This window comes from Campylobacter sp. 10_1_50 (genome assembly GCF_000238755.1).
Lineage (GTDB): Bacteria > Campylobacterota > Campylobacteria > Campylobacterales > Campylobacteraceae > Campylobacter_A > Campylobacter_A concisus_R.
Genome location: NZ_JH414888.1, coordinates 95,917 through 118,861, shown reverse-complemented (window position 1 = coordinate 118,861; position 22,945 = coordinate 95,917). Strand labels below are relative to the sequence as shown.

General features: G+C 40.2%; 24 protein-coding genes. 10 read left to right on the top strand and 14 right to left on the bottom strand.

The window, feature by feature from the left end; translation table 11 throughout:
* Positions 1–249: 249 nt before the first annotated feature.
* The 4 genes from HMPREF1019_RS04885 to HMPREF1019_RS04870 all read right to left on the bottom strand — a co-directional run bounded on the left by HMPREF1019_RS04885 (position 250) and on the right by HMPREF1019_RS04870 (position 3,512).
* The gene (locus HMPREF1019_RS04885) at positions 250–561 is read right to left on the bottom strand and encodes a hypothetical protein (protein ID WP_009294600.1); all 312 of its coding nucleotides are present in this window, start codon (positions 559–561) and stop codon (positions 250–252) included.
* A 111-nt stretch (positions 562–672) separates the two neighbouring features.
* Positions 673–1,446 (bottom strand): ABC transporter ATP-binding protein, encoded by a 774-nt coding sequence (locus HMPREF1019_RS04880; protein WP_009294599.1) that lies wholly within the window; start codon positions 1,444–1,446, stop codon positions 673–675.
* The gene (locus tag HMPREF1019_RS04875; protein ID WP_009294598.1) at positions 1,446–2,453 is read right to left on the bottom strand and encodes a FecCD family ABC transporter permease; all 1,008 of its coding nucleotides are present in this window, start codon (positions 2,451–2,453) and stop codon (positions 1,446–1,448) included. The genes HMPREF1019_RS04880 and HMPREF1019_RS04875 overlap by 1 nt, the downstream gene beginning before the upstream one ends.
* A 3-nt stretch (positions 2,454–2,456) precedes the next feature.
* The gene (locus tag HMPREF1019_RS04870; protein WP_009294597.1) at positions 2,457–3,512 is read right to left on the bottom strand and encodes an ABC transporter substrate-binding protein; all 1,056 of its coding nucleotides are present in this window, start codon (positions 3,510–3,512) and stop codon (positions 2,457–2,459) included.
* 219 nt (positions 3,513–3,731) lie between these two features.
* Here HMPREF1019_RS04870 and HMPREF1019_RS04865 point away from each other — a divergent pair, with 219 nt between their 5' ends.
* Positions 3,732–5,963: a nitric-oxide reductase large subunit gene (locus HMPREF1019_RS04865; RefSeq protein WP_009294596.1), complete on the top strand. Its 2,232-nt coding sequence runs from the start codon at positions 3,732–3,734 to the stop codon at positions 5,961–5,963.
* A gap of 71 nt (positions 5,964–6,034) precedes the next feature.
* Complete coding sequence (locus tag HMPREF1019_RS04860; protein ID WP_009294595.1) at positions 6,035–6,589, top strand: DUF1523 family protein; 555 nt, start codon at positions 6,035–6,037, stop codon at positions 6,587–6,589.
* Between the two features lie 13 nt (positions 6,590–6,602).
* On the opposite strand, the gene ybeY is transcribed toward HMPREF1019_RS04860, so the two are convergent.
* Positions 6,603–7,040, bottom strand: a complete 438-nt coding sequence (ybeY, locus tag HMPREF1019_RS04855) for an rRNA maturation RNase YbeY (protein ID WP_009294594.1) — start codon at positions 7,038–7,040, stop codon at positions 6,603–6,605.
* 24 nt (positions 7,041–7,064) lie between these two features.
* Between ybeY and queC the strand changes: the two genes are divergently transcribed.
* Positions 7,065–7,763: a 7-cyano-7-deazaguanine synthase QueC gene (gene queC / locus HMPREF1019_RS04850; protein ID WP_148400995.1), complete on the top strand. Its 699-nt coding sequence runs from the start codon at positions 7,065–7,067 to the stop codon at positions 7,761–7,763.
* A gap of 56 nt (positions 7,764–7,819) precedes the next feature.
* On the opposite strand, the gene HMPREF1019_RS04845 is transcribed toward queC, so the two are convergent.
* The gene (locus HMPREF1019_RS04845; RefSeq protein ID WP_009294592.1) at positions 7,820–8,464 is read right to left on the bottom strand and encodes a hypothetical protein; all 645 of its coding nucleotides are present in this window, start codon (positions 8,462–8,464) and stop codon (positions 7,820–7,822) included.
* Positions 8,465–8,683: 219 nt separating this feature from the next.
* Here HMPREF1019_RS04845 and hcp point away from each other — a divergent pair, with 219 nt between their 5' ends.
* Entirely contained in the window at positions 8,684–10,012 is a 1,329-nt protein-coding gene (hcp, locus tag HMPREF1019_RS04840; RefSeq protein ID WP_002940097.1) for a hydroxylamine reductase, read from the top strand.
* A gap of 33 nt (positions 10,013–10,045) precedes the next feature.
* On the opposite strand, the gene HMPREF1019_RS04835 is transcribed toward hcp, so the two are convergent.
* Genes HMPREF1019_RS04835 through mobB form a run of 5 tightly spaced genes read right to left on the bottom strand, consistent with a single transcriptional unit; the run spans position 10,046 to position 14,510 of the window.
* A complete protein-coding gene (locus tag HMPREF1019_RS04835) occupies positions 10,046–11,023 on the bottom strand; it encodes a hypothetical protein (RefSeq protein WP_009294591.1) in 978 nt (325 codons plus the stop codon).
* Positions 11,024–12,934, bottom strand: coding sequence for a methionine--tRNA ligase (metG, locus tag HMPREF1019_RS04830; RefSeq protein ID WP_009294590.1), 1,911 nt, complete (start codon positions 12,932–12,934; stop codon positions 11,024–11,026).
* Positions 12,935–12,949: 15 nt separating this feature from the next.
* On the bottom strand, positions 12,950–13,168 hold the full coding sequence (locus HMPREF1019_RS04825) for a hypothetical protein (protein ID WP_009294589.1): 219 nt from the start codon (positions 13,166–13,168) through the stop codon (positions 12,950–12,952).
* Positions 13,168–14,031, bottom strand: coding sequence for a class 1 fructose-bisphosphatase (locus HMPREF1019_RS04820; RefSeq protein WP_009294588.1), 864 nt, complete (start codon positions 14,029–14,031; stop codon positions 13,168–13,170). Before HMPREF1019_RS04820 ends, HMPREF1019_RS04825 begins: the two co-directional genes overlap by 1 nt.
* On the bottom strand, positions 14,031–14,510 hold the full coding sequence (gene mobB, locus HMPREF1019_RS04815; RefSeq protein ID WP_009294587.1) for a molybdopterin-guanine dinucleotide biosynthesis protein B: 480 nt from the start codon (positions 14,508–14,510) through the stop codon (positions 14,031–14,033). Before mobB ends, HMPREF1019_RS04820 begins: the two co-directional genes overlap by 1 nt.
* 121 nt (positions 14,511–14,631) lie before the next feature.
* On the opposite strand from mobB, the gene HMPREF1019_RS04810 reads away from it, so the two are divergent.
* A complete protein-coding gene (locus HMPREF1019_RS04810; RefSeq protein WP_009294586.1) occupies positions 14,632–15,111 on the top strand; it encodes a hypothetical protein in 480 nt (159 codons plus the stop codon).
* Here HMPREF1019_RS04810 and HMPREF1019_RS04805 read toward each other — a convergent pair.
* From HMPREF1019_RS04805 to gltX, 3 genes are read right to left on the bottom strand one after another with little or no spacing between them, the layout of a single operon-like run.
* Positions 15,032–16,669, bottom strand: coding sequence for a lytic transglycosylase domain-containing protein (locus HMPREF1019_RS04805; protein ID WP_009294585.1), 1,638 nt, complete (start codon positions 16,667–16,669; stop codon positions 15,032–15,034). The two genes, HMPREF1019_RS04810 and HMPREF1019_RS04805, sit on opposite strands and share 80 nt — an antisense overlap.
* A complete protein-coding gene (locus tag HMPREF1019_RS04800) occupies positions 16,647–16,940 on the bottom strand; it encodes a YggT family protein (RefSeq protein WP_009294584.1) in 294 nt (97 codons plus the stop codon). Before HMPREF1019_RS04800 ends, HMPREF1019_RS04805 begins: the two co-directional genes overlap by 23 nt.
* A gap of 8 nt (positions 16,941–16,948) precedes the next feature.
* Positions 16,949–18,244, bottom strand: coding sequence for a glutamate--tRNA ligase (gene gltX, locus HMPREF1019_RS04795; protein ID WP_009294583.1), 1,296 nt, complete (start codon positions 18,242–18,244; stop codon positions 16,949–16,951).
* 146 nt (positions 18,245–18,390) lie between these two features.
* On the opposite strand from gltX, the gene mscL reads away from it, so the two are divergent.
* From mscL to HMPREF1019_RS04770, 5 genes are all read left to right on the top strand, one after another.
* Positions 18,391–18,798, top strand: coding sequence for a large-conductance mechanosensitive channel protein MscL (gene mscL / locus HMPREF1019_RS04790; protein ID WP_009294582.1), 408 nt, complete (start codon positions 18,391–18,393; stop codon positions 18,796–18,798).
* 98 nt (positions 18,799–18,896) lie between these two features.
* A complete protein-coding gene (locus HMPREF1019_RS04785; protein WP_009294581.1) occupies positions 18,897–19,535 on the top strand; it encodes a Crp/Fnr family transcriptional regulator in 639 nt (212 codons plus the stop codon).
* A 123-nt stretch (positions 19,536–19,658) separates the two neighbouring features.
* The gene (locus tag HMPREF1019_RS04780; protein ID WP_009294580.1) at positions 19,659–20,231 is read left to right on the top strand and encodes a cytochrome c3 family protein; all 573 of its coding nucleotides are present in this window, start codon (positions 19,659–19,661) and stop codon (positions 20,229–20,231) included.
* Between the two features lie 9 nt (positions 20,232–20,240).
* A complete protein-coding gene (locus HMPREF1019_RS04775; RefSeq protein ID WP_009294579.1) occupies positions 20,241–21,611 on the top strand; it encodes a multiheme c-type cytochrome in 1,371 nt (456 codons plus the stop codon).
* Positions 21,612–21,832: 221 nt separating this feature from the next.
* A complete protein-coding gene (locus HMPREF1019_RS04770) occupies positions 21,833–22,945 on the top strand; it encodes a metallophosphoesterase (protein WP_009294578.1) in 1,113 nt (370 codons plus the stop codon).

Here is a 22,945-nt window from a genome sequence, read left to right as displayed (position 1 = left end):
AATTTGATAGAAAATGGCAACTGTTACGTGGTTGATTTAGCTTTATCGCGACTTTTTAATATTGCTGTTAAAAAGGTTGCTAGCAAACCAGTCTGGTTCTCTGTGGCAAAATGGCTCAGGGTTTTAGAGCACTTTTATTTTTGCGCTATACCTAAATTTATCTTGCCTAGCAAAATTTAATCTTTCGCAGGCTCTTTTTAAAATTTACATGAAATTTGATGTGTGGGATAAATTTGCTCTTTTTATCGCTCACTCCCAAACTCCCATATCGTCGCCGATTATATTGCTATCACCTTCTTTTTGACTAATCCAAACCCACTCTTTTACATTTTTAGTTATCCACTCGTTTTTAATGGCGTGTTTATAGACAAACAGACCTAAATTTGCCAAGTCATTTTCATCACCCTTTGCGTGAAAGGTGTTTTTATCGACCTTGATCAAGTCACACTGCTTGGCAAGTTTGTCTAAATATTCATAGATCACATCTAACTTATACTTTTTCTCTCTTAAAACCTTTTCTTCATCTATCACGATCTTAGTGCCTAGTAGTGGGTAAGCCATTGTTATCCTTTCAAATTTATTTTGCATTTTAGCATTTATGATTAGTAAATTTAAGTAGAAATTTTTAGATAAAATGAGTGATCTGCCCTTAAAAATTAAGAGCAGATAAATTTATAGTGGATAAGTGAGGCAGCAGTTTCTTTTTACTTCGTCGATGTAGCTCACGTTTAAATTTAGTCCGTAAAGCTGGCTTAAATTCTCGCTTCTAATGATCTCATCAACCGTGCCAAATCCAACCTCGCCATCACCTTTTACAAGTGCCACATATCCGCCAAGAAGCACGGCAAAGTCAGGGTTGTGAGTGGTTAGTACGACCGAGTAACCAAGCTCTTTTAGCCATTTAACGGTGCGTAGGAATTTATACTGGTTGCCAAAGTCAAGCGCGCTCGTTGGCTCGTCAAATATGATCATCTTTGGCTGCGCAGCCATCGCACGAGCGATCATACACATCTGCTTTTGACCGCCACTCATCTGCGTGATAAAGCGATCCTCAAGATACTCGATCTCAAGCTTTTTGGTGTAAATTCTAGCGATCTCCTCATCCTCTTTGCTAGGTCTTGCAAAGATACCAAGGTGCGCCGCACGACCCATTGTTATAAACTCAAGTCCAGTGTAGTCATACTCTGTAACCTCGCTTTGAGCCACATACGCCATGATCTTAGCGCGCTCTTTGTTGCTTAGGCTATCTACGTTTTTGCCATCAAGAAATATCTCACCTGAAACTGGCTTTAGCGAGCCACTTATTAGCCCAAGAGTTGTTGATTTGCCAGCTCCATTTCGACCAAGTATGGTTAAAATCTCACCTGCGCCTATCTTTAAATTTACATTTTCTAGTTTGCCAGCCCCATTTGGGTAGCTAAAGTTTAAATTTCTAACTTCAAGCATCATGCAACCTTTTTATTTCGCCATAAAACCCAGACGAAAAATACCGTGCCAATAAAGCCAGTAAGTACGCCAAGAGGCACTTCGCTCACGCTTATGCTGCGCGCTAGAGTATCTACAAAAAGCAAAAATATCGCACCCATAAATATGCTTGCAGGCATGCTTTTTATGTTATTTGCGCCAACTAGCATACGCGCTAAGTGAGGCATGAGAAGTCCCACCCAAGCGACTATGCCGCTTATGCAGACGCTGCACGCTGTAAGAAGCGTAGCGCAGATGATGATGACAGCGCGCTCAAAAGAGACATTTACGCCAAGTCTTGCCGCACTCTCGTCGCCAAGAGAGAGCAAATTTATACGCCAGCTCATGGCGATCAGCAAAATGGCGCAGATGATCATCACTGGAGCTATGTATTTTAAGTTGTCACTATCAAGCTTTGCAAGGCTACCAAGCTGCCAATAAACAATGTCAGGTAGCTTTGTCTCAGGGTCGGCGACATACTTTAAAAAGCCGATTATTGAGCCCATAAGGCCACTTACGATGATACCAGAAAGAACCAGCATAAGCGTGCTTGTGCGCCCCATCATCTTTGGTATGGCTAGCGTGATAGCGACGGCTGCTAGGCCAAAGCCAAAGGCAAAAGCCTGCACCCAAAATAGCGATAGATCAAAGATGATAGCAGTGGCTGCTCCCACGCAAGCGCCCGCTGAAACGCCTAGAAGATCAGGGCTAACTAGCTGGTTTTTAAAGACGCCTTGATAGGCCGCACCACTCACGCTAAGAGCAGCTCCAACAAGGATGGCTGCGATGATGCGAGGGATGCGTAAATTTTCTATTACGTTTGTGATGTTGCTAGCTGCGCCATCTCCAAAACCAAAGCTGTGAGCCAGCACGCTAAAGACGTCGTTAAATGGTATGTAAAATCTACCAACACCAAGTGCGACAAAGGCGCAAAGAAGCGTTAGTAGAGCTAAAAAGATAACAACTATTGAAAAATTTGCGTTTTTCATATCTTACTTGCTGCTACCGTCTGGATTTAGGCCTTTTAAGATATAGCCATACTCTGTGTCGGTAAGATCGTGATTTAAGAACTCTTTATAAAACTCTTTTGTTTTTACTTTCATATCGACATCTTTAAATAGATCTGGTTGGATAGTCTTTGCTGCCCATAAAATTTGAAGTACGTTTTCAGCGCCATATCTATCCCAGCTAAATACACCTTTTGGGTTGCCGTAAACTTTGCCGTTTTTAACAGCGTTTGAGCCAGAGAATGCAGGGTGCTCTTTTATCTTTTTGATCTGTGCGTCTGTGTCATTGCCGCCAACGATGATGATATCAGGATTTGCATTGATGATCTCTTCAGCGCTAACTTCGATCATTGAACCCTCAGTATTGATAGCATTTACACCGCCACCTAGCTTTATCCAAGTGTTTTGGATTGTGTTTGTACCATCAATTTTTAGCAAATTTGCACCACCAAGAAGGTGAAGTACTTTTGGACGTTTAGCATCAGGGATGCTTTTTGTTCTTGCTGTTACAAACTCAGAGTTATCGTGGATTTTATTAGCAAGTTTTTCAGCTTTTTTTCTAGCGTCATCAGTGCCTATAACTTCAGCTGTTGCGTAGATGCTTTTCTCCATATCTGGATAGTCTCTAAAGATCAAATTTACCGCGCTAAAGCCGTTTTTGATAAGCTCGTCTTGGTAGTTTTTGTTAGAAACTATGATAACATCAGGGGCAAGCTTAACAAGCTCTTCGATCTGAAGGTCTTTGCCGTTTAGTGCAGCTGGTAAATTTTTAAGTTTTGGATAGATGTGCTCAAACCACTTGTTGGTTTTGATCAGATCAGTTGTGGCTACAACCTTATCCATACCGCCAAGTGCTAGGATGATCTCGTTGTTTGCATTCCACAGTGCTGCGATCTTCTCAACTTTTCCTGGGACGCTTACTTTTACGCCTTGCATATCGGTGATACTTCTTGCAGAGTCAGCTGCGCTTAGGCTAAGAGCCGCAAAAAGTGAAGCAACAAGGCCTATTTTAGCCACTTTGTGCATGAAATTCATTTGCATATTTTTTCCTTTTTTCGTGTGAAATAGTTTGGTTGGTATATTACTGCTATTTACATTAATGTTATGTAAAATTTGCATGTTTATTGTGAAAAAATTGCATATTTTTGTAAATTTCTATAAAACTAATAGGATAAATATTCTCCTTTTATTGATATATGTCATTAGTCACTATTTTGAAATGAGATAAACTTTCTCCTAAATTTTAAAAAAGGAGAATCAATGCGTGAATACAAAAGATACTGGCTCGCACTTGTTGCTGTGCTGGTAGTTTGCTTTAGTATTTTAGGCTACTATGGCGTTGAGGTTTATAGAAATTCGCCTCCAGTTGTAAATTTCACTGACGAAAATGGCAAGGTCGTGATCGATAAAGAGAGTATCTATAAAGGTCAAGAAGCTTGGCAAAGCATAGGCGGTATGCAGGTTGGCTCTGTTTGGGGACACGGGGCATATCAAGCGCCTGATTGGAGTGCGGACTGGCTTCACAAAGAGCTAGTTGCCTTTTTAGAGATCAAAGCTGATGAAATTTATCATCTAAAATACGCTGATCTAAACGCCGAGCAAAAAGCAAATTTAAAGGTTTTGCTCAAAAAAGAGTATAGAGAAAATAGCGTAAAGGACGATAAATTTGTGCTAAGCGCTGATAGGCTAAAGGCTGTAAGTCAAGTAGCTAGCGAGTATGCTGCGCTTTTTGGTAATGACCCTAAATTTAAGCCTTTAAGAGAAGCTTATGCGATGAAAGAAAATACGCTTCCAAATGCTAGCGACAGAGCCGATCTAAACAACTTCTTCTTCTGGTCAGCCTGGGCGACAGCGACAAACAGACCTGGTAGCGAGGCAACTTATACAAACAACTGGCCGCACGAACCACTAATCGATAACGTGCCAACAAGTGAGAATGTCTTTTGGTCGATTGCAAGCCTCGTGATACTTCTAGCTGGCATTGGCTTGCTTGTTTGGTTTAGCTCATTTTATGGCAAAAAAGACGATGAAAAGCTTGAGCCTATCAGCGAAGATCCGCTTAAAAAGCTAAATTTAACTCCGTCACAAAAGGCACTTAAAAAGTATCTATTTGTCACGCTAGCGCTATTTGTATTTCAAATTTTAATAGGCGGCTTTACAGCTCACTACACAGTCGAAGGACAAGAATTTTATGGCATAAATTTATCAGCCTACATCCCTTATTCGCTTGCTAGAACGTGGCATATACAAGCTAGCATATTTTGGATAGCGACTGGATTTTTAGCGGCTGGACTATTTTTAGCTCCGATCATAAATGGCGGCAAGGATCCAAAATTTCAAAAGCTTGGCGTTGATCTGCTCTTTTATGCGCTACTTATCCTTGTAGTTGGCAGTTTTATGGGTGAGTATCTAGCTATCGCAAACATCATGCCTATAAATTTAAGCTTCTGGCTTGGACATCAAGGATATGAATACATCGATCTTGGACGTGTTTGGCAGATTATTTTGTTTGTCGGTCTTGTCATCTGGATGCTCCTACTTCTTCGTGGATTTGCAGGCGGCTTTAAAAACAAAGGCGATAAAAATTTACTAGCTATCTTTGCTATGTCAGCGGTTGCTGTTGGATTATTTTACGGAACAGGGCTATTTTATGGTCAAAGAAGCCCATTGCCAGTGATGGAGTACTGGCGCTGGTGGGTAGTGCATCTTTGGGTTGAGGGCTTTTTTGAAGTATTTGCGACAGCTTCGCTCGCCTTCGTCTTTGTCTCGCTGGGTCTTGTCTCAAAAAGATTTGCGACATTTTCAACGCTTGCAAGCGCGTCACTCTTTATGATAGGCGGCATCCCAGGCACATTTCACCACCTCTACTTTGCAGGCACTACAACGCCTATAATGGCTATTGGTGCAAGCTTTTCAGCGCTTGAGGTCGTGCCTTTGGTGCTTCTTGGCGCTGAGGCGTATGAGCACTACAAACTTCAGTTTGCTCAAAGCTGGGCCAAAACGCTTAAATGGCCACTTTACTGCTTCATCGCAGTTGCCTTTTGGAATATGCTAGGCGCTGGCGTCTTTGGATTTTTGATAAATCCTCCGATTTCGCTATTTTACATCCAAGGACTAAATACAACGCCAGTTCACGGACATGCAGCGCTATTTGGCGTTTATGGATTTTTGGCACTTGGCTTTGTTTGGCTTGTGGCTACTTATCTATTTAAAGGGCAAGAATTTGATGAAAATTTGATGAAAGTTGGCTTTTGGGGGCTAAATGCAGGACTTATGCTAATGATCGTGCTTTCACTGCTTCCAATAGGCATCTATCAGGCATTTGCAAGCCTAGATCAAGGTATGTGGTATGCTAGAAGCGCTGAGCTTTTACAGCAGTCGCACTTGCAAAATTTAAGATGGCTAAGGATGCTTGGAGATACGATTTTGATAATAGGTGGCATCTGCTTCTTTGCTCAGCTTTTAAAATTTATGCTTAACAAAAAGGCTTAAATTTATGGGGGCGCTTTGCCCCTTTGTTTAAGCTATCTTTTCATAAAATAGCGCAAATTTAAAGGATAGAAATGATCAAATTTATAAAAAGAATTTGCGTTAGTTTTGTCGTGCTTTTGCACCTGTTTTTGGCTCTTGTGGTTGATTATTCATTCCCGCACTACGCAAGCGTGCAGATAACTGGCGGTGACGTAAAACGCATGGACAAAGATGGCATCATAGACGCTAAAAACCCAGCAGATGGGCCTGTTAGAGATGTCTATTTTATCTACGCAAAAGATGCGCAAAATGACCAAAAGGTGATGGCTTATAGAAACGAAGATACGGCGTGGGGCTTTCCATTTTATTTTAAATTTAACTCAGCCGACATCCAAGCCAAGGCTCAAGGCTTTGCAAATAGCGACAACAACGTCACTATCAAGTACTACGGATATAGAATTTCTATGCTAAATGAGTTTAGAAACGTGATCTCGATAAAAGATAGCGGCACAAGTACCAGCTGGCCTATCGCTAGCTACGTGCTTTACTTCATCTTATTTATCTCGCTTGTTATCTGGATAAGAAAGATAAACAAGGCTTTTGCGCCAAAAGTTGAAAATTTAGAGACGAAAAAAGAAGCTCTTTAAATCATGGGCTTTATCAGCCCCTTTTGTTTATTAGATCAATTAGCCTAACGTCCTCACTTCTTACTATTAGGCTCTTTGGCAGGTCAAATTTAGCTATCACTTCGCACTCTTTTTCTCTCATCTGCCCATCATCTTTTTCGTGATCATATCCCAAGATATGTAGCAAGCCATGTGTGAAAAGTAGCGCAGTTTCGGCCTCTTCGCTGTGATTTAGTTCGGCTGCTTTTTCTTTTACCATATCTTTATTTATGACGATTGAGCCAAGTGGGGCGTGTATGACAAGCTCAAGGGGGAAGCTTAAGACGTCAGTGGTTTTATCTATGCCACGCTCAGATCTGTTTAGCTCTCTCATCTCATCTTTGTTGATAAAAAGCAGCTCAACTTCTCCAGGCGTTAGATATGAGCAAATTTGATCTAAAATTTCTGGATAACTCTCTTCGCAAAGTATCATTTTTGGCTTGTCCTTAGTAAATTTTTGTATAATTTTAGCAAATTTAAAGGGCAAAATATGAAAAAAGCAGTTTGTATAATGAGCGGCGGCATGGATAGCACGCTTTGCGCTGTGATGGCAAAGAGGGCTGGATATGATGTGGTCGCACTTCATTTTGACTATAGTCAAAGAACAATGAAGCGAGAAAAGCGCGCGTTTGACGAGATATGTGAGCGACTGGGTGTGGTTAAAAAGATAAATTTAGACGTTAGCTTCATCGCTCAAATAGGCGGAAATTCGCTAACAGATAAGAGCATGCAGATAAGAAAAGATGGCGTTAGCAATGACGTGCCAAACACCTACGTGCCGTTTAGAAATGGCGTATTTATCTCAATCGCCACAGCACTTGCTGAAAAAGAGGGGGCGCAGGCGATCTACATAGGCGTGGTCGAGGAGGATAGTTCTGGGTATCCTGACTGCAAAGAGAGCTTTATAAAAAGCATAAATGAGGCGATAAATTTAGGCACGTCGGCTGATTTTTCTTGCGAGATCATCACGCCGCTTGTAAATTTAAGCAAGGCTGATATCGTCTCAAAGTCGCTTGAGCTTGGCTCACCAATAGAGCTTACATGGAGCTGCTACGAGAGCGAGGATGAGGCGTGCGGGCTTTGTGATAGTTGCAGGCTAAGGCTAAATGGCTTTAAAAAAGCAAACGCCGTTGATAAAATCCCTTATAAAAAGTGAAATTTGCTTTGAAATTTAAAAGCTAGCCACTATAAATTTAGTAGCTAGCCTAAAATTTACTCTAAATTTAGCTCACTTATCTGTTTTGCAAGCTTCTCTTTGTACTCGCTCAAAGAGCTTTTGATGATATTTGCATAGTCATTTTGATTTACTAAAAGATACTCCTCTTTGCGTTTTACGACCGTGCTTAGCTCCTTGTTATTTACGCTTAAAGTGGTGCTTATATCGGCATTTAGACCGACTTTTACCGCACCAAGCGTTAAGTAAGTCCAAAGTTTTTCTATCTTTGCATTGACACTTATCGTATCCTTATCTATTTCATTTTCATTTTTTATGACCTGGTAGCCGTTGCTTCTAAAGGCATCCTCGATGCGCGCCCTTACTATGCTAGTTGTCCTTTGCTTATTTTCTAAAATGACGTTCCATAGCCCCTTGCCATAGCTGCTTCTGGTTCTGCCGATGTATTTTTGCTTCTCTTTTGCGCTAACTTCATTTACATTGTGCTTATATAAAGATGGGGTACTGGCTTGTTTTGGGTCGTTTTCAAAGGCTCTCACATCCTTGACGCTTTCGATGTAAATTTTTGTCTTTTTGCTAATGCTTGAAGGTGCTTGATCGTCCGGCAAACTCACAAATATCCCCTTTGGAGCGCAGCCACAAAGCATAAAGGCGGCAAATATCGCTAGTAATAAATTTTTCATTTTCATCCTTTTAAATAAATTTCAAATGTAAATCGTTTTTTTGTAATTTTTTTAACTCTTTGTGACAAATTTCAAATTTATATTTTGATATCCATAATCATAAAATCTTAAATTTAATAACTAAAATTTAAATTTAACTTTTCTTGACTGCTATCAACCAAAATGGCTAGCCACCTAGGATAAAATCCGCTTAAATTTTTAAATTCACAAGGAGAAAAGATGAAAGATATGAAGATGTTTTGCCATCAGTGCGAGATGAGCGCTGAGGATGGATGCGGTGCGAAGGGTCAGCCTATGGGCACCTGTGGCAAGAGCGACACGCTAGCGCTTTTGCAAGATACGATGGTTTTTGGCTTAAAAGGCCTTAGTGCATACCGCCACCACGCGCACGAGCTTGGCGCTGATACTAGTAATGTCGATCGCGTTATGGCTGATACGCTTTATTTTACGCTTACAAATTCAAATTTCAACTTCGACGAGCACATCAAGCAGCTTCTTGAAGTAGGCGGTGCTGGCGTTGAGGTGATGAACCTACTAAGCGAGGCTCACACGGCTAAATTTGGCATCCCAACACCAGTTAGAGTGAGCCAAAACAAGGTCGAGGGCAAGGCGATCTTGGTAAGTGGCCACAACTTACACGCTCTAAAAGCGCTACTTGAGGCGACAAAAGATAAAGGCATCAACATCTACACTCACTCAGAGATGCTTCCAGCTCACGGATACCCAGAACTACGCAAGTATAGCCACCTAAAAGGCAACGTCGGCAAGGCGTGGTTTGACCAAACTAAGCTATTTAACGAATTTAAAGGTGCAATACTAATGACAACAAACTGCATCGTGCCACTACGCTCAAACTGCACATATGCTGACAGGCTATTTGGCTACTCGATCGCAGGCACAAACGGCGTAAAGCACATCGAAAACGACGACTTCACACCACTTATCGAGTGCGCACTAGCCTGCGGCGATGTTAGCGGCTTTGATAGCGACGAGAGCCTAGTAACTGGCGGCCACTACAAGACTATCCTAACTTTAGCCCCACAAATTTTAGATGCGATAAAGACAGGCAAGATCCGCAGATTTTTCGTGATCGCTGGCTGTGACGCGCCTGGCAAGGGACGTGAGTACTATAGAGAGCTAGCTGCTAGCCTTCCAAAAGACTGCGTGATACTTACTTCAAGCTGCGGTAAATTTAGATTTAACGACATTGACTTTGGCAACGTCCCGGGCACCGAGCTACCACGTTACATCGACCTTGGTCAGTGCAACGACAGCAACGGCGCGGTTAAAATAGCCCTTGCACTAAGCGAGGCAACAGGCATCGCAGTAAATGACCTACCAGTTTCTATCGTACTAATGTGGATGGAGCAAAAAGCGGTCATCATCTTGCTAGCGCTATTTAGCCTTGGTATCAAAAACATCAACGTCGGACCAAGCTTGCCTAAATTTTTCAATGAAGAGATCATAAATTTCTTAGTGGATAAATTTAACGTTAGACCAATTAGCGGCGACGCGCAAGCTGATCTAAAATACTTCTTAGGTGAGTAAAAAACTGCCAGGGCTTAGGCTCTGGCTCTAAATTTAAAATAGCCCGCCTTGCTCTTTGCTTTGACTAAGGCTATCAAGTAGTTCTTCTTTTTTGCAAAGCACAAGGGCATAGACGAAATTTTGTAGCTTCTTTATCTCGTCTAAATTTTCATAAAAAATGGCGTTTTCAACCTTTAGCGTGCTATCTTTTGGCAGACAAAATTTAAGCTCACTCTCGCTGAAATTTCGCCTTAGAAATATGCTTTCAGTCAAAAATAGCTCCTCGTCTTCTTCAGCTATCACCGCTCTAAAACTGCTACCAAAACCAACTGGCTTAAAGTCTTTGTCGATAAAGACTGGGTCAAAGTGCGATGAAATCCTGCTCTCTGTCACTTTAAAGCCGATATTGTTTTTCTTAAGATAGCCAAGAAGTCCGCAAAACATCCCAGCAAAAACTCTAGGGATTGATAAATTTTGATAGTATTTGTCATCGTAAATGAGCGTTGTAAAAAAGATCGAGCTTGGATTTAGCACGCTTATGTTTGTGTCAGTCCAGGCTGTCTCGTAAAGTAGCGAGAGCCTTTGAAGTATCCTCGTATCGTCGCTAAAAAATGTGTCAAACAAATTTGCATGGAAAATTTTGTAAAAAAGCTCGGTCAAATTTTCAGGTATGACGTGGGCGTTTTTTTCGAGGTGCGACTTCTCTAAAAGCGCTTTTATGAAGGGATTGACCGCGCAAAATTTGATATTTTTGTGGATCGCCTCAAAGCGCATGAGCTTGATGATAGCCGTTTGCAGGCTTGCCACCTTGATAAAGGCTATCTCATCGTCGCTTGGCGTGATCTCCTCTTCGCTAATGATAGCGTAGGCACCTTGTTTTATCGCAGGTGCGATCTGATCGCTTTGTGTGGCGATGAGAGCGTAGCCTCGTTTTATATTTTTAGCCTCAAACGCGAAGCTGGTCACGCTTGAGATGCTTGGGTTGTTTAAAATTTGCCCATTTATTATGTGGGTTAAATTTTCTATCGTCATTTAGCCAACGATCGCGCCGTTTTTGACCTTGGCCTGCGTGCCAAGAAGCGTTAGCGAGCCGTCTGATGCGCTTAGGATCATGCCTTGTGAGACATATTTTTTCATCATCGTTCGCTCTTTTAAATTTGCTAAAACGCAAACTTGCTTGCCCACAAGCGAGCTAGGCTCGTAGTATTTGGCGATGCCTGATAAAATTTGACGTGGCTGCTCCTCGCCAAGATCTATCTTAAATTTAAGCAGCTTCTCGCTGCCCTCAACTCTCTCGCACTCGAGCACTTCGCCTACTTTTATCACGATCTTAGCAAAGTCATCGATGCTAATGATACCTTCTTCTTTTTTCTCCTCTTTTGGCTCAGCTTTTGCCTCGCTTGCCTCGCCCATTAGCTCTTTTTCTATCCTTGGGAAGAGTGGCTCAGTAGCTTTTGCCACAAAATTTGAAATTTCATTTTTTAATACAAGGCTATCGTAAGAAGCCGTATCTATGCTAAAGCCAAGCGTGTCAGCTATCTTGGCGCAAGTTTTTGGCATAGCTGGGCTAAGCAGTATCGCCACTTTTGCAAGTAAATTTGCGCAAAGTGCCACAAGTGCGTTTGCCTCGTCACTTTTGCCAGCTTTTACAAGTGACCATGGCTCATACTTCGCAACGGCTGCATTTGCCAGAGTTACAACCTTCCAAAGATCCTCTAAGTAGCGGTTTGTGGCTAAATTTTCTAAATTTTTAATCGCCTCGTCAAGATAGACCTTCGCCTCATCAAGCTCGGCTTTATGAAATTTGATCACATCTTTTGAGTCGATCTTGTAGTCACTATACTTTGCACTCATGCCCACAATTCGGCTTAGCAGGTTGCCAAGTCCGTTGCCAAGCTCTGAGTTTATGCGCTCGATCAAGGCCTTTTGGCTGTAGTCGCCATCTTGTCCAAACGGCACTTCTCTAAGCAAAAAGTATCTGAAATTTTCAAGCCCATAAGCGTTTGCTACCTCTCTTGGGTTTATGACGTTGCCCTTGCTTTTGCTCATCTTTTCGCCATCTATCGTCCACCAGCCGTGCGCTGCGACGTGTTTTGGTAGTGGCAAGCCAAGGCTCATCAAAAATGCCGGCCAATAAACTGCGTGAAAACGCAAAATGTCCTTACCGACAATGTGCGTCGTATGCGGCCAAAAGTCCATTCTAGCGTTATCTCTTGAGTATCCTAGCGTTGTTAGGTAGTTTATGAGCGCATCAAGCCAAACGTACATAACGTGTTTGTCGTCATTTGCGCTCTTTGGTAGCTTTATGCCCCAGTCAAAGCTCGTTCTTGTCACAGAGAGGTCTTTTAGTCCGCCCTTTACAAAGCTTACAACCTCGTTTTTCTTACCCTTTGGGATGACGCAAAGCTCGTCGTTTTCGTACCATTTTAAAAGCGCGTCTTCATATTTTGAAAGCTTGAAAAAGTAGCTCTCTTCTTTAACTAAAGATGTCACGCGGCCGCAGTCTGGACAGCGGTTGTCCTCAAGTAGGTCTCTTTGGTTAAAAAATGTCTCGCAGCTAACGCAGTAAAAGCCCTCGTACTCGCCCTTGTAGATATCGCCGTTTGCTTGCATCTTTTCAAAGACATTTTGCACGGTTTGCTTGTGCTCTTCGTCGGTTGTCCTTATAAAATGGTCGTAACTTATCTCAAATTCATCCCAAAGCGATCTAAATTTCGCACTGATCTCATCAGCATATTCTTTTGGCGTTTTGCCTCTAGCGCGAGCTGCTTGCTCGATCTTTTGACCATGCTCGTCTGTGCCAGTCATGAAGTAGGTCTCTTTGCCTTGCAAGCGGTTAAATCTAGCTAGCGTATCAGCGATGATAGTCGTGTAGGCGTGACCGATGTGTGGCACGTCATTTACGTAATAAATCGGAGTGGTTATATAAGCTTTTTCTTTCATATTTTTCCTTTAAATTTAAAAATCAAATCCGCCGTCACTGCCGGTGTTGCCTTTTGACATCGAGTTGTAGCAGCTATTTACATACTCTATTCTCGTCTCGCAGTCAAAAAATGCCTCGCAGTTAAAACAGCTTTTGCGACCTTTTTGCTCTTGACACTCTTGCATAACTTTTGCCTTTTGCTTTAGAGCTAGTTCAAATGCGTCAAGTGGCTCGTTTGCTTGTGATTCTTGCATTATTTTTGCTCGTAAAATTTATGCAAAAGAGAAATTTCATCACGTGAGCCAAAGAAACATGGCGTAGTTTGGTGAATTTTTTCTATTTTTATATCAAAAAGTGTTTGGTTTTTGCCGTTTGAGGTTGCGCCCTTTGCGTTTTCATATATAAAGGCAAATGGCAACACCTCAAAGACAACCCTTAGCTTGCCATTTGGATGATCGCTCGTTGCTGGGTAGCTAAAAAGACCGCCGCCTTTTAGTAAAATTTGATGCAAGTCGCTTACCATCGCACCTGAATACCTTAGTCTGTAGCCCTCGTTAAATAGCTCATTTATGAAGTTTCTATGCGTTTGGCTCCAGCCTTTTTGCGTAGCTCCTGTGGCGTTTAGCTTGCCTTTTTCTTTTAGCTCAAGCTCTTTTACAAATTTAAACTCGCCATCTTTGCTAAGTCTATAAAATTTAGGTAAAGCGCCCTTTTTCTCGGCAATTACTAGCTCAAGCCTTGGCCCATAGATGCTGTAAGCTGAGGCTATTAAATTTTCTGGTTTTACCTCGTCTTCGTAGATGCCAAAGATCGAACCAACGGCGAAATTTACATCTACTAGGCTCGAGCCATCGAGTGGATCGTAAGCGATGATAAATTTAGCATTTTTATTTATCTCAAGCTCGTCCTCTTTCTCTTCGCTAATTAGCGCTTTTACGCATGAAAGCTGCTTAAATTTAGCCGTGATGATCTCATCGCTTTTGACGTCAAGCTTTAACTGGGTGTCGCCAGTTGCGTTTTCGTGAGTTGTGTAGCCAAGATCGGCGTATTTTATGACCTCGCTTATCTCTTTTGCGATATCTTTAATGGTGTTAAAAATTTGGTTTAGTTCTTGCATTATACAGCCTTTGCATTTTTGATTATCCACGCACAAATGGTGTCTATATCGTCTAAATTTAGATTTGTGATCTCGTAGGGGATCTGCTCTTTATAAGTGGCGATCGCGTCTGAAAAGCTAAGATAAGCTTCATCGATCTCGCCTCTAAAGACGCTTAGTCTTGGCAGTGGCAGTGTCTTTAGTCCCTCGACTAAGAGCATGTCAAACTCGCCGATCATCCTTATGACCTCGTCTATGCCTTGCGAGCTTTGTGAAAAATAAGTCGTTCTAGTCGGACTCATCACGACTACGTCAGCTCCTGCCTGAGAAAATTTAAAGCTATCCTTGCCTTCAACGTCAAATTTGGCCTTGTCGGCTGGGTCGTGCTTGACTACAACGACCTTTAGCCCATCATCTATAAATTTTTTTGCGACTTTTAAGATAAGCGTCGTTTTTCCGCTATTTGAAGGGCCAGAAAAAGCAATGGCAAGTCTTTTCATAAGAGCCTTTTTCGTTAAAATTTCTTGCGATTATAGCTCATATTGGCTTTAAAATTTATGAGTGAAATTTAAAAAATAAAATGCTAAAATGCGAGAAAATTTAATATTTTAAGAGTTTTTTATGAGAAAATTTACACTATTTTTTATATTTATTTTGATGATATTTGGTTGTGCTGATCAAAAAGTGATCGTGCATGAGCCACTAAAAAATGAGCTTTTAGCCTACACAAGTAAGAGCGAGATCATCGATGGCACCGATAGAACGCTTATAATCGCAACATATCTAAATCCTATATATAACTCAAATTTAGACGAGAGTAAAGAGCACTTTTTAGTAGCCATAAACCCAAAAGAGCATGCGCAAAATTTGAGCAACATAAAGGTAAATGGTGACTCAAATGCCACAAATGCAAGACTGCTTGATGAAAATGACGAGATGCTTAAATTTGCTGGATTTTCTATGCCTTGGGCGGTTTATTATGAAGTGACCGCACCAAGTAAGCAAAGCGACGATCTCGCGCTTAGTTTCGAAATTTATCAGTCAAAGCCGGTTTTGTTAAATTTTCGAAAAGTTGCGAAATCTTTATACTGGAACCATTAAGCGCCATATAGATCACGTAGTTTGCAAGCACCTTCTTGCCGTAGTTTCTAGTCTCAGCCACAGGGACTAGCTCGATAGATAAAAATGGCTCAAATTTCCCCTCATTAAACATATCATCTCTTGTTATGACCTTTTTGGTAAAACCGATACCGCCGTTATACGCGTAGGCCGTAAAGAGCGGATGATAGAGAAATTTATCAAGGTAATTTAGGTGGTGATTTGCAAATTTAAAGGCAACATCAGTTTTAAAAAGATCGTCCTGGTCAAAATTTGGGATTTTTAGCTCTTTTTTTCCGATTGCATTTGCAAGAAATGGCATAAACTGCATCATACCAAGGGCGTAAGAGGTAGAAACGACGCTTGGGATAAAGAGGCTCTCTTGTCTTGCTAGTGCGTAGATCATCGACTTTCGCTCAGTGCTGATGCCTTCAAGCTCTGGTGAGCTTGGCATCAAAAAGTACTGCTTCTCCCAGCCGTGCGCCTTTTGCATGAAGTATGCGTATGCGCCGATACTCTCGTTTGTGTAAAATCTCATCGCAAATTCGCTCGCCTGCGTAGCGTTCATATCCTTTGCAAGGGTCGTGGTTTTGTTCCATAAAAATGGATCGCTTACATCAAAATTTTCGATATTTTGCTTGCTAGGTCTTGGCACGATCACCTCAAGTGGCTCGCCGCCGACCAAATCTCTTGCGTAAAGTGAGTAGATATTTGCATCTTTGCTAGCACTTAGCTCTTTTAAAAAGCTCTCATCGCCGCTTAGCTCATACTGCCAAAATGTGGCATTGTCTCTTTGCCAAGCCCTATCAAAGGTGTTTTTAGCTCTTGTGAAAAAACTAAATGCAACGTCATTTTTACCAAGCAAGATGGCGTTTAGTCCAAGCGTAAATGCGTCACTCTTCTCAGTGACAGCAGGATCTATGCTAAGTAAATTTCTTCTAAAGCCTTCATATTTTTTATTAAATACGACATCGTTTAATAAATTTGTAAAGCCCTTTTGCATGTAGAGCTTGTTCATAAAATTCGCTTCAAAATTTACGCTAAAAAGAGCACTTTTACTTTGCGGACTTGAAGCGTTAAAAAGCTCTAAAAAGCTCTTTGCATCATTTGCATTTGCAAAGCTAAGAGCTGGGTTTGGCTCGTTTAAAGTGCGTAAAATTCTAGCTTTTTCTGGGTTTGTAGCTGCAAGATTTGCCGCTAAAATTTCACGAGTTTTGTTATCAAGTTTTAGAGAAAAGCTCATCGTTGTTAGTAAATTTTGGCAAGCCAAGCTAGCACTTGTGATGTTGCTTGCGTTTATACCAGGGCACTTGCTAGGGGCTGCTTTGGGAGGTAAAATTTTATTGATTGATTTTTGAACTAAGCCACTTTTTCTAAAAACGTCGCGTGAAAGCTCTGCTATCTGCTCCTTTGTGTAGCTGCCTTCGTTTATAAGGCGGTTTATGTAGTAGTCTTTTGCAAGGCTTTTTGGCTCGTTTTTTAGCTCCTCGTAGGTGTAAATTTTAGCTAAAAGAGCAACGCAGGCTAAAGAGAGGATACTAAAGTGACGCAGCAAAAACAAATAAAAGCCTTATTAAAAATTGATCTATGAGTTGAAGTGCCAAAAGCACGATGAGTGGGGCAAAGTCTATGCCGTTAAATTCTGTTTTGATGTAGCGTCTGATGAAGCTATAAACAGGATCAGTCATCCTATAAAGTAGCTGCACGACTGGCGAGCTAGGATCAGGCTTGACCCAGCTAATCAGAGCCGCTGCGATGACGATCCACGTATAGACCGTGATGATAAGGTGCAAAATGTTTGCGACCGCTGAAAATAGGGTGGAAAGTATCATTTGTGCTCCTAGATTAAAATTTTGCCTAGATCATCTTTGATGAGCGGATAGAGCTCGCTTAGCTCAGGGCCATGAAGGTCGTTTGTAAGCAGCGCACGTAGCGGCATGAAAAAGTTTTTACCTTTTAAATTTGTAGCGCTCATAAGCTCTTTTTTAAACTCATCAAAGCTCTCGCACGGTTTTAAATTACGAGCTGCTTTTTTGATGATCTCAAATTCGTTTTTGTACTCATCTGAAGCTATTTTTGGCGAATATATAGCCTCTACTTTTGCCTTTATCTCAGGCACTAGTGAGCTCTCTTGAGTGTAAAATTTAACTAGCTCAACCTTGCTCTCATCCACGCCAAAGATCTCTTTTATGCGCTCTTTTGAAGCAAGCTTGATGTGCTCTCTATTTATCTGCTCAAGTTTTTTCACGTCAAATCTAGCAGGTGAGCGTGAAATTTTAGTTATATCAAACCACTTTACTGCATCTTCGATGGTAAAAATTTCAGTTGGGGTTTTATTACCAAGAAGTATCAGATAGTTTGCGATCGCCTCAGGCAAAAATCCCTGCTCAAAGAGCCATTTTACGCTTGATTCGTTCTCGCGTTTGCTCATTTTTTTACCCTCTATATTTAAAAGGATAGGCAAATGCGCGTAGTTCATCTTGCCAGTGTAGCCAAGCCCCTCGCGTATGAGATCTTGCTTTGGTGTGTTGCTCACGTGATCCTCGCCGCGTATGACAAAGGTCACGCCCTCAAGCATATCATCAACCGCGCAGGCGAAGTTATAAGTTGGAGTTTTGTCTGCTCTCATGATGACAAAGCTATCAACTGCGTCTGGCTCGAAGCTTAGCTCGCCTTTGATCGCGTCTGTAAAGCTCATCGTGCGTGTTGGTTTTTTCATGCGGATGACAAATGGCTTCTCACAGTTTAAAACTTCAGCGTCGCTTAGCCTCTCGCAGGTGCCATCATATCTATATGCCACGTCTTGCTCTTTTGCTTTTTGTTTTTTTGCCTCAAGCTCTTCTTCTGTGCAAAAGCAAGCAAAGGCCTTTTTGTCGATGAGAAGCTTTGATGCAAGCTGTCTGTGGAATTTTAAATTTTCACTTTGGATGTAAATTTGCTCTGGTTTTATGCCAAATTTGCTTAAAATTTCTAAGATATCTTTCTCTTTTCCTTCGATATTTCTCTCTTTGTCGGTATCTTCTATGCGTAAAATAAAGCCACTTTTATCTTGCAAAGAACAAATATAGTTGAAAATAGCAGCACGTAAATTTCCTATGTGCATATCTCCTGTTGGAGAGGGTGCAAAACGATACATAAGCTCATTCCTTACGTTAAATTTGAAGTTTGGATTATAACACTAGCTTGATAAATTTAAAGTTATGTAATTTTAAATTTTTAGGCTAAGCAAAGTATATTTTTTATAAAATCCGCACGAAAATTTAACTATTTATAGGAGAGAGAATGAGTTTTATCAGCGAATTTAAAGAATTTGCGATGCGCGGAAATGTCATAGATATGGCAGTTGGTGTTGTTATCGGTGGAGCATTTGGAAAGATCGTTTCATCGCTAGTTGGTGATATTATTATGCCAGTGGTTGGTGTTATAACAGGCGGTGTAAATTTCACTGATCTTAAGCTAACATTAAAAGAAGCAGCAGAAGGTGCGCCAGCTGTTACGATAAACTATGGCTCATTTATACAAACAATGGTTGATTTTTTAATCATTGCGTTTTGTATTTTTTGCGTCATCAAAGCTTTAAATACACTTAAAAATAAACTACCAAAAGAAGAAGAGGCAGCTCCTGCAGAGCCTGAAACTCCAGCTGATATAGCACTTCTAACTGAGATCAGAGATCTTCTTAAAAAATAAATTCTTAAATCAAAGGGAGAAAGCTCCCTTTGAAATCCGTTAAATTTTGTCCTATTTTTTATGCTAAAATGCTTTTTTATCTTAAAAGCGAGTGAAATATGATAGAACAAATCCCATTTTTTCAAGGTCTTAGCGCCGATGACCTAGCCAAACTTGAAGCAATAAGCGTTGTTAAAAAATACAAAAAAGGCGAGTTTTTATTTATAGAGGGCGAGGAGCCAAAGTGGCTTACATTTTTGATAACTGGCTCGGTTAAGCTTTATAAAACTACGGCAAATGGTAAAGAAATTTTTATCCATCAGCTTGCACCTATGAATTTTGTAGCTGAAGTTGTAAATTTTGAAAATATCCCTTATCCAGCGAGCGCCATTTTTACTATCTCTGGCGAGGTTTTAAAGATAAATTATGAAAAATTTGAAGCACAATTTTTAACAAAGCCAGAAATTTGCATGAAATTTCTAAAATCAATGGCTCAAAAGATAAGAATAACTACAAATTTACTCCACCAAGAACTAATACTCAGCTCCGAAGAGAAGGTGGCTAGGTTTATTTTAAATCACGAAGATCTATTTAATGAACTAAAGCATACAAAAATTTCATCAATACTCAATATGACTCCAGAAACTTTTTCGAGAATTTTAAACAAATTTAAAACAAATGGTTTTGTCAAACTTGATGAGAAGAACCAAATTTTGGAAAAAAATGTAGGTGGACTACAAGAAATTTATTCTTATTGAAAGTTAATATCAAATAAATATTTTCATTTACTTAAAGAAAAAATTTATATTTATTTGGATAACATTCACCTAAAATTTTCGTAAAAATTTACTACGATATATTGATAAATTCAGGAGGAAATTTTGGCTGAAGTTAAGAAGAAATTTTTTGTTTGGTCATCTGTGATAATAGGCATCGTAATCGGCCTTATCGCTTCTATGGGCATAGCTGATGCACTTCACGCGACTGGTAGTGGCTACATCTGTACCATTTGTCACACGATGGATCCTATGAATGCTGCATATCATGAAGATGTACACGGCGGCAATAACAAGCTTGGCATAAAAGCTGAATGTTCAGCCTGTCACCTAAATCATACAAGTGCCTATACCTATGTACTTACAAAGCTTAAAGTATCGATAAATGATGGTTATAAGACATTTTTTACAGATACAGACAAGATCGACTGGCGTAAAAAACGCGAGCATGCATCTCACTTTGTCTATGATAGTGGATGTTTGACTTGTCACTCAAATTTAAAAAATGTTATTCAAGCTGGTAAATCATTCTTGCCACATAGAGATTATTTCGTTCTTGGAAATCCTAATAAAAAATCATGTGTTGACTGCCATGAGCATGTTGGTCACAAGAATTTAGGGCTACAAATCGATAAATTTGAAGCAATTAAAAAACAAGAAAACAATAAAACCAAGTAAGGAGGAGAGATGTTTAAAAAGTCGCTAATGTTATTAGCCTGTCTAATGTCTTTTGGCTTTGCCGCAAACATGGATGCAAATAAATCTGATGCTTTAAACCTTAATGTTGTAAAAAACATTAAAGTTGCACATAAAATGTCAGATTTATCAAAAAGCTGTGTTGAGTGCCATGCTAAAGAGACACCCGGCATAGTTGCCGATTGGAAAAATAGTCGCCACGCTCACGTTGGCGTAAGTTGTATGGATTGCCACTCTGTAAATGCAGATAATCCTATGGCTTCAGTTAAGGTGCATCCAAAAGATTCTAACAACCATGTTTCAATGCTAGTTAGCCCAAAAACTTGTGCTAAGTGCCACGAAAACGAAGTTGATGAACTAGTAAAGAGCGGTCACGCAAGAGCTGCTATGCAAATGTATGCTAATCCTGCAATGGTGAAACTAATGTATCACTATGAGGGAGCAGATCATCCTGACTTTAAAATGGCTCCAGATGCCACTGGTTGTTCTCAGTGCCACGGAACCGTCATCAAACTAGACGCTGATCACAAACCTACAAAAGAGACTTGGCCAAACTATGGTATAGGCAATGTTTATCCAGATGGTGGCGTAGGTAACTGTAAATCATGTCACAGCGCGCACACATTTAGCGTAGCTGAAGCTAGAAAACCAGCTGCTTGTGCATCTTGCCACCTTGGACCTGATCACCCAGATATTGAGATCTTTAACAACTCAATGCACGGACATATCTATAACAGTGAAGCTCACAAATGGAACTTTGATGCTGCTCCTGATACATGGGATGTACCAGACTTTAGAGCTCCAACTTGTGCAGCTTGCCACATGAGTGGTGTTGGTGAAACAACAACAACTCACAACGTTTCAAGAAGACTAAAATGGAACCTATGGGGCATCAGCAGTAAGCTAAGAACAGCTGGTGATGAACAAGCTGCTGCTATTTACGAAAAAACTGGCAAACTAAACATAGGAACACCTCTAGCAGGTCACCCAAGTGGCGATCCTGAAAAAGCACGTGCTGAGATGAAACTAGTTTGTAAAGCTTGCCACTCTACAACTCACACAGATAACTTCTTCATTATGGGTGATAAACAAGTAGAGCTTTATAACGTTTATAGCGCTGAAGCAACTAAGATGCTTGAAGAGTTGAAAGCTAAAAACCTACTACTAGAAGATGCTTGGTCAGATGAATTCCAAGATGTCTATTATCATATGTGGCACCATGAAGGTCGTCGTATGAGACAAGGCGCTCTAATGGGTGGCCCTGACTACTCACACTGGCATGGTGTATTCGAAGTTAAAAATGATATAAGAAAACTTCGCAAGATCTACAAAAAAAGAATGGAATCTGGTAAAGTAGAGTAATGCTTTTTAAGGTGGGAGTTTTTCCCACCTTTTTATTTTTAAATTCCAAAATTTTATCTTTTAGTTATTATCCTAAAGCAAATACCTTTTAACAATTATTTTTATAAATTTAAATTATAAAATCATACGGCTTAGCACTACAAATTGTTCTAAATAATTAATAAAATCTATAATGTAAATTTAAAAATATAAAATATAATCTTTGTTTTTAAGGAGATATTTTGGGACTTTTTCGGATCATTATCGGGGCATTTATCTTTAGTGTTCTTACAAATTTATACTCATACAAACGTTTTATCAAAAAGGTATCTTTTTTTGCCCCACACCTTAAAAAAATTCGCATATTTTTCTATATTATTAGTGTGTTTGAGTTTGTATTTGTTCTTCAACTAAGATTTTCCTTTTTAAATATAGAGCTATATCTGATAGCAGGAACTCTCATTGGGTTTTCACTATTTTTATTTGGTGTTAGTTTGTTTTATGATATTGTTAGATCCATTTGTTCAAAAGCTCATTTTAATCCCACAAGACGAAAATTTATTAAATTTTGCTTTGATGTGACATTTGTCATTTTTGTAGTTGCTTGCTTTTTGAAAGGAATTTTTAACGCACTTACTCCGCCAAAGATCAGACAGATTAGTATAAAAATAAAAAATTTACAAAGTGATCTAAAAATAGCCATGATAACCGATGTGCATATTGGTGAGTTTTTGCAAAAGGACTTCGTGGCTGAGCTTGTGAAAGAGATAAATTTAGCTAGACCAGACCTGGTGGTGATAGTTGGCGACTTGGTTGATATGAGAGCTGAGCTTATAGGGGATTTTTTGGATCCATTAAAAAATCTTAAAAGCACCTACGGCACCTTTTATGTCCCTGGCAATCACGAATACTATCACGGAGTTGATGAGATACTAGAAAAAATTCGCGCTCTTGGCATTAGGATACTTGGCAATAAAAATGAAAAAATAGCTGGCATAAATTTAGCTGGGGTCTATGATCTAGCTGGCATAAGGTTTAAAAATTTAGAGCCAAATTTAGACGAAGCACTAGTAGGATGTGACCCAGATATACCGACTATCTTACTCTCTCATCAGCCAAAATTTATAAAAACTATGCAAAAAGATGTTGATCTAGTGCTTTGCGGGCACACGCACGCTGGACAAATTTTTCCTTTTAGTATCCTAGTTTTGCTTGATCAAGGTTTTTTACATGGGCTTTATAAGATTAATGATAAAATGCAAGCTTATGTTAGTAGCGGCGCAGGATTTTGGGGGCCTCCAGTTAGGATCTTTGCTCCAAGTGAGATCGCTATTTTAAATTTAAGCAAGGAATAA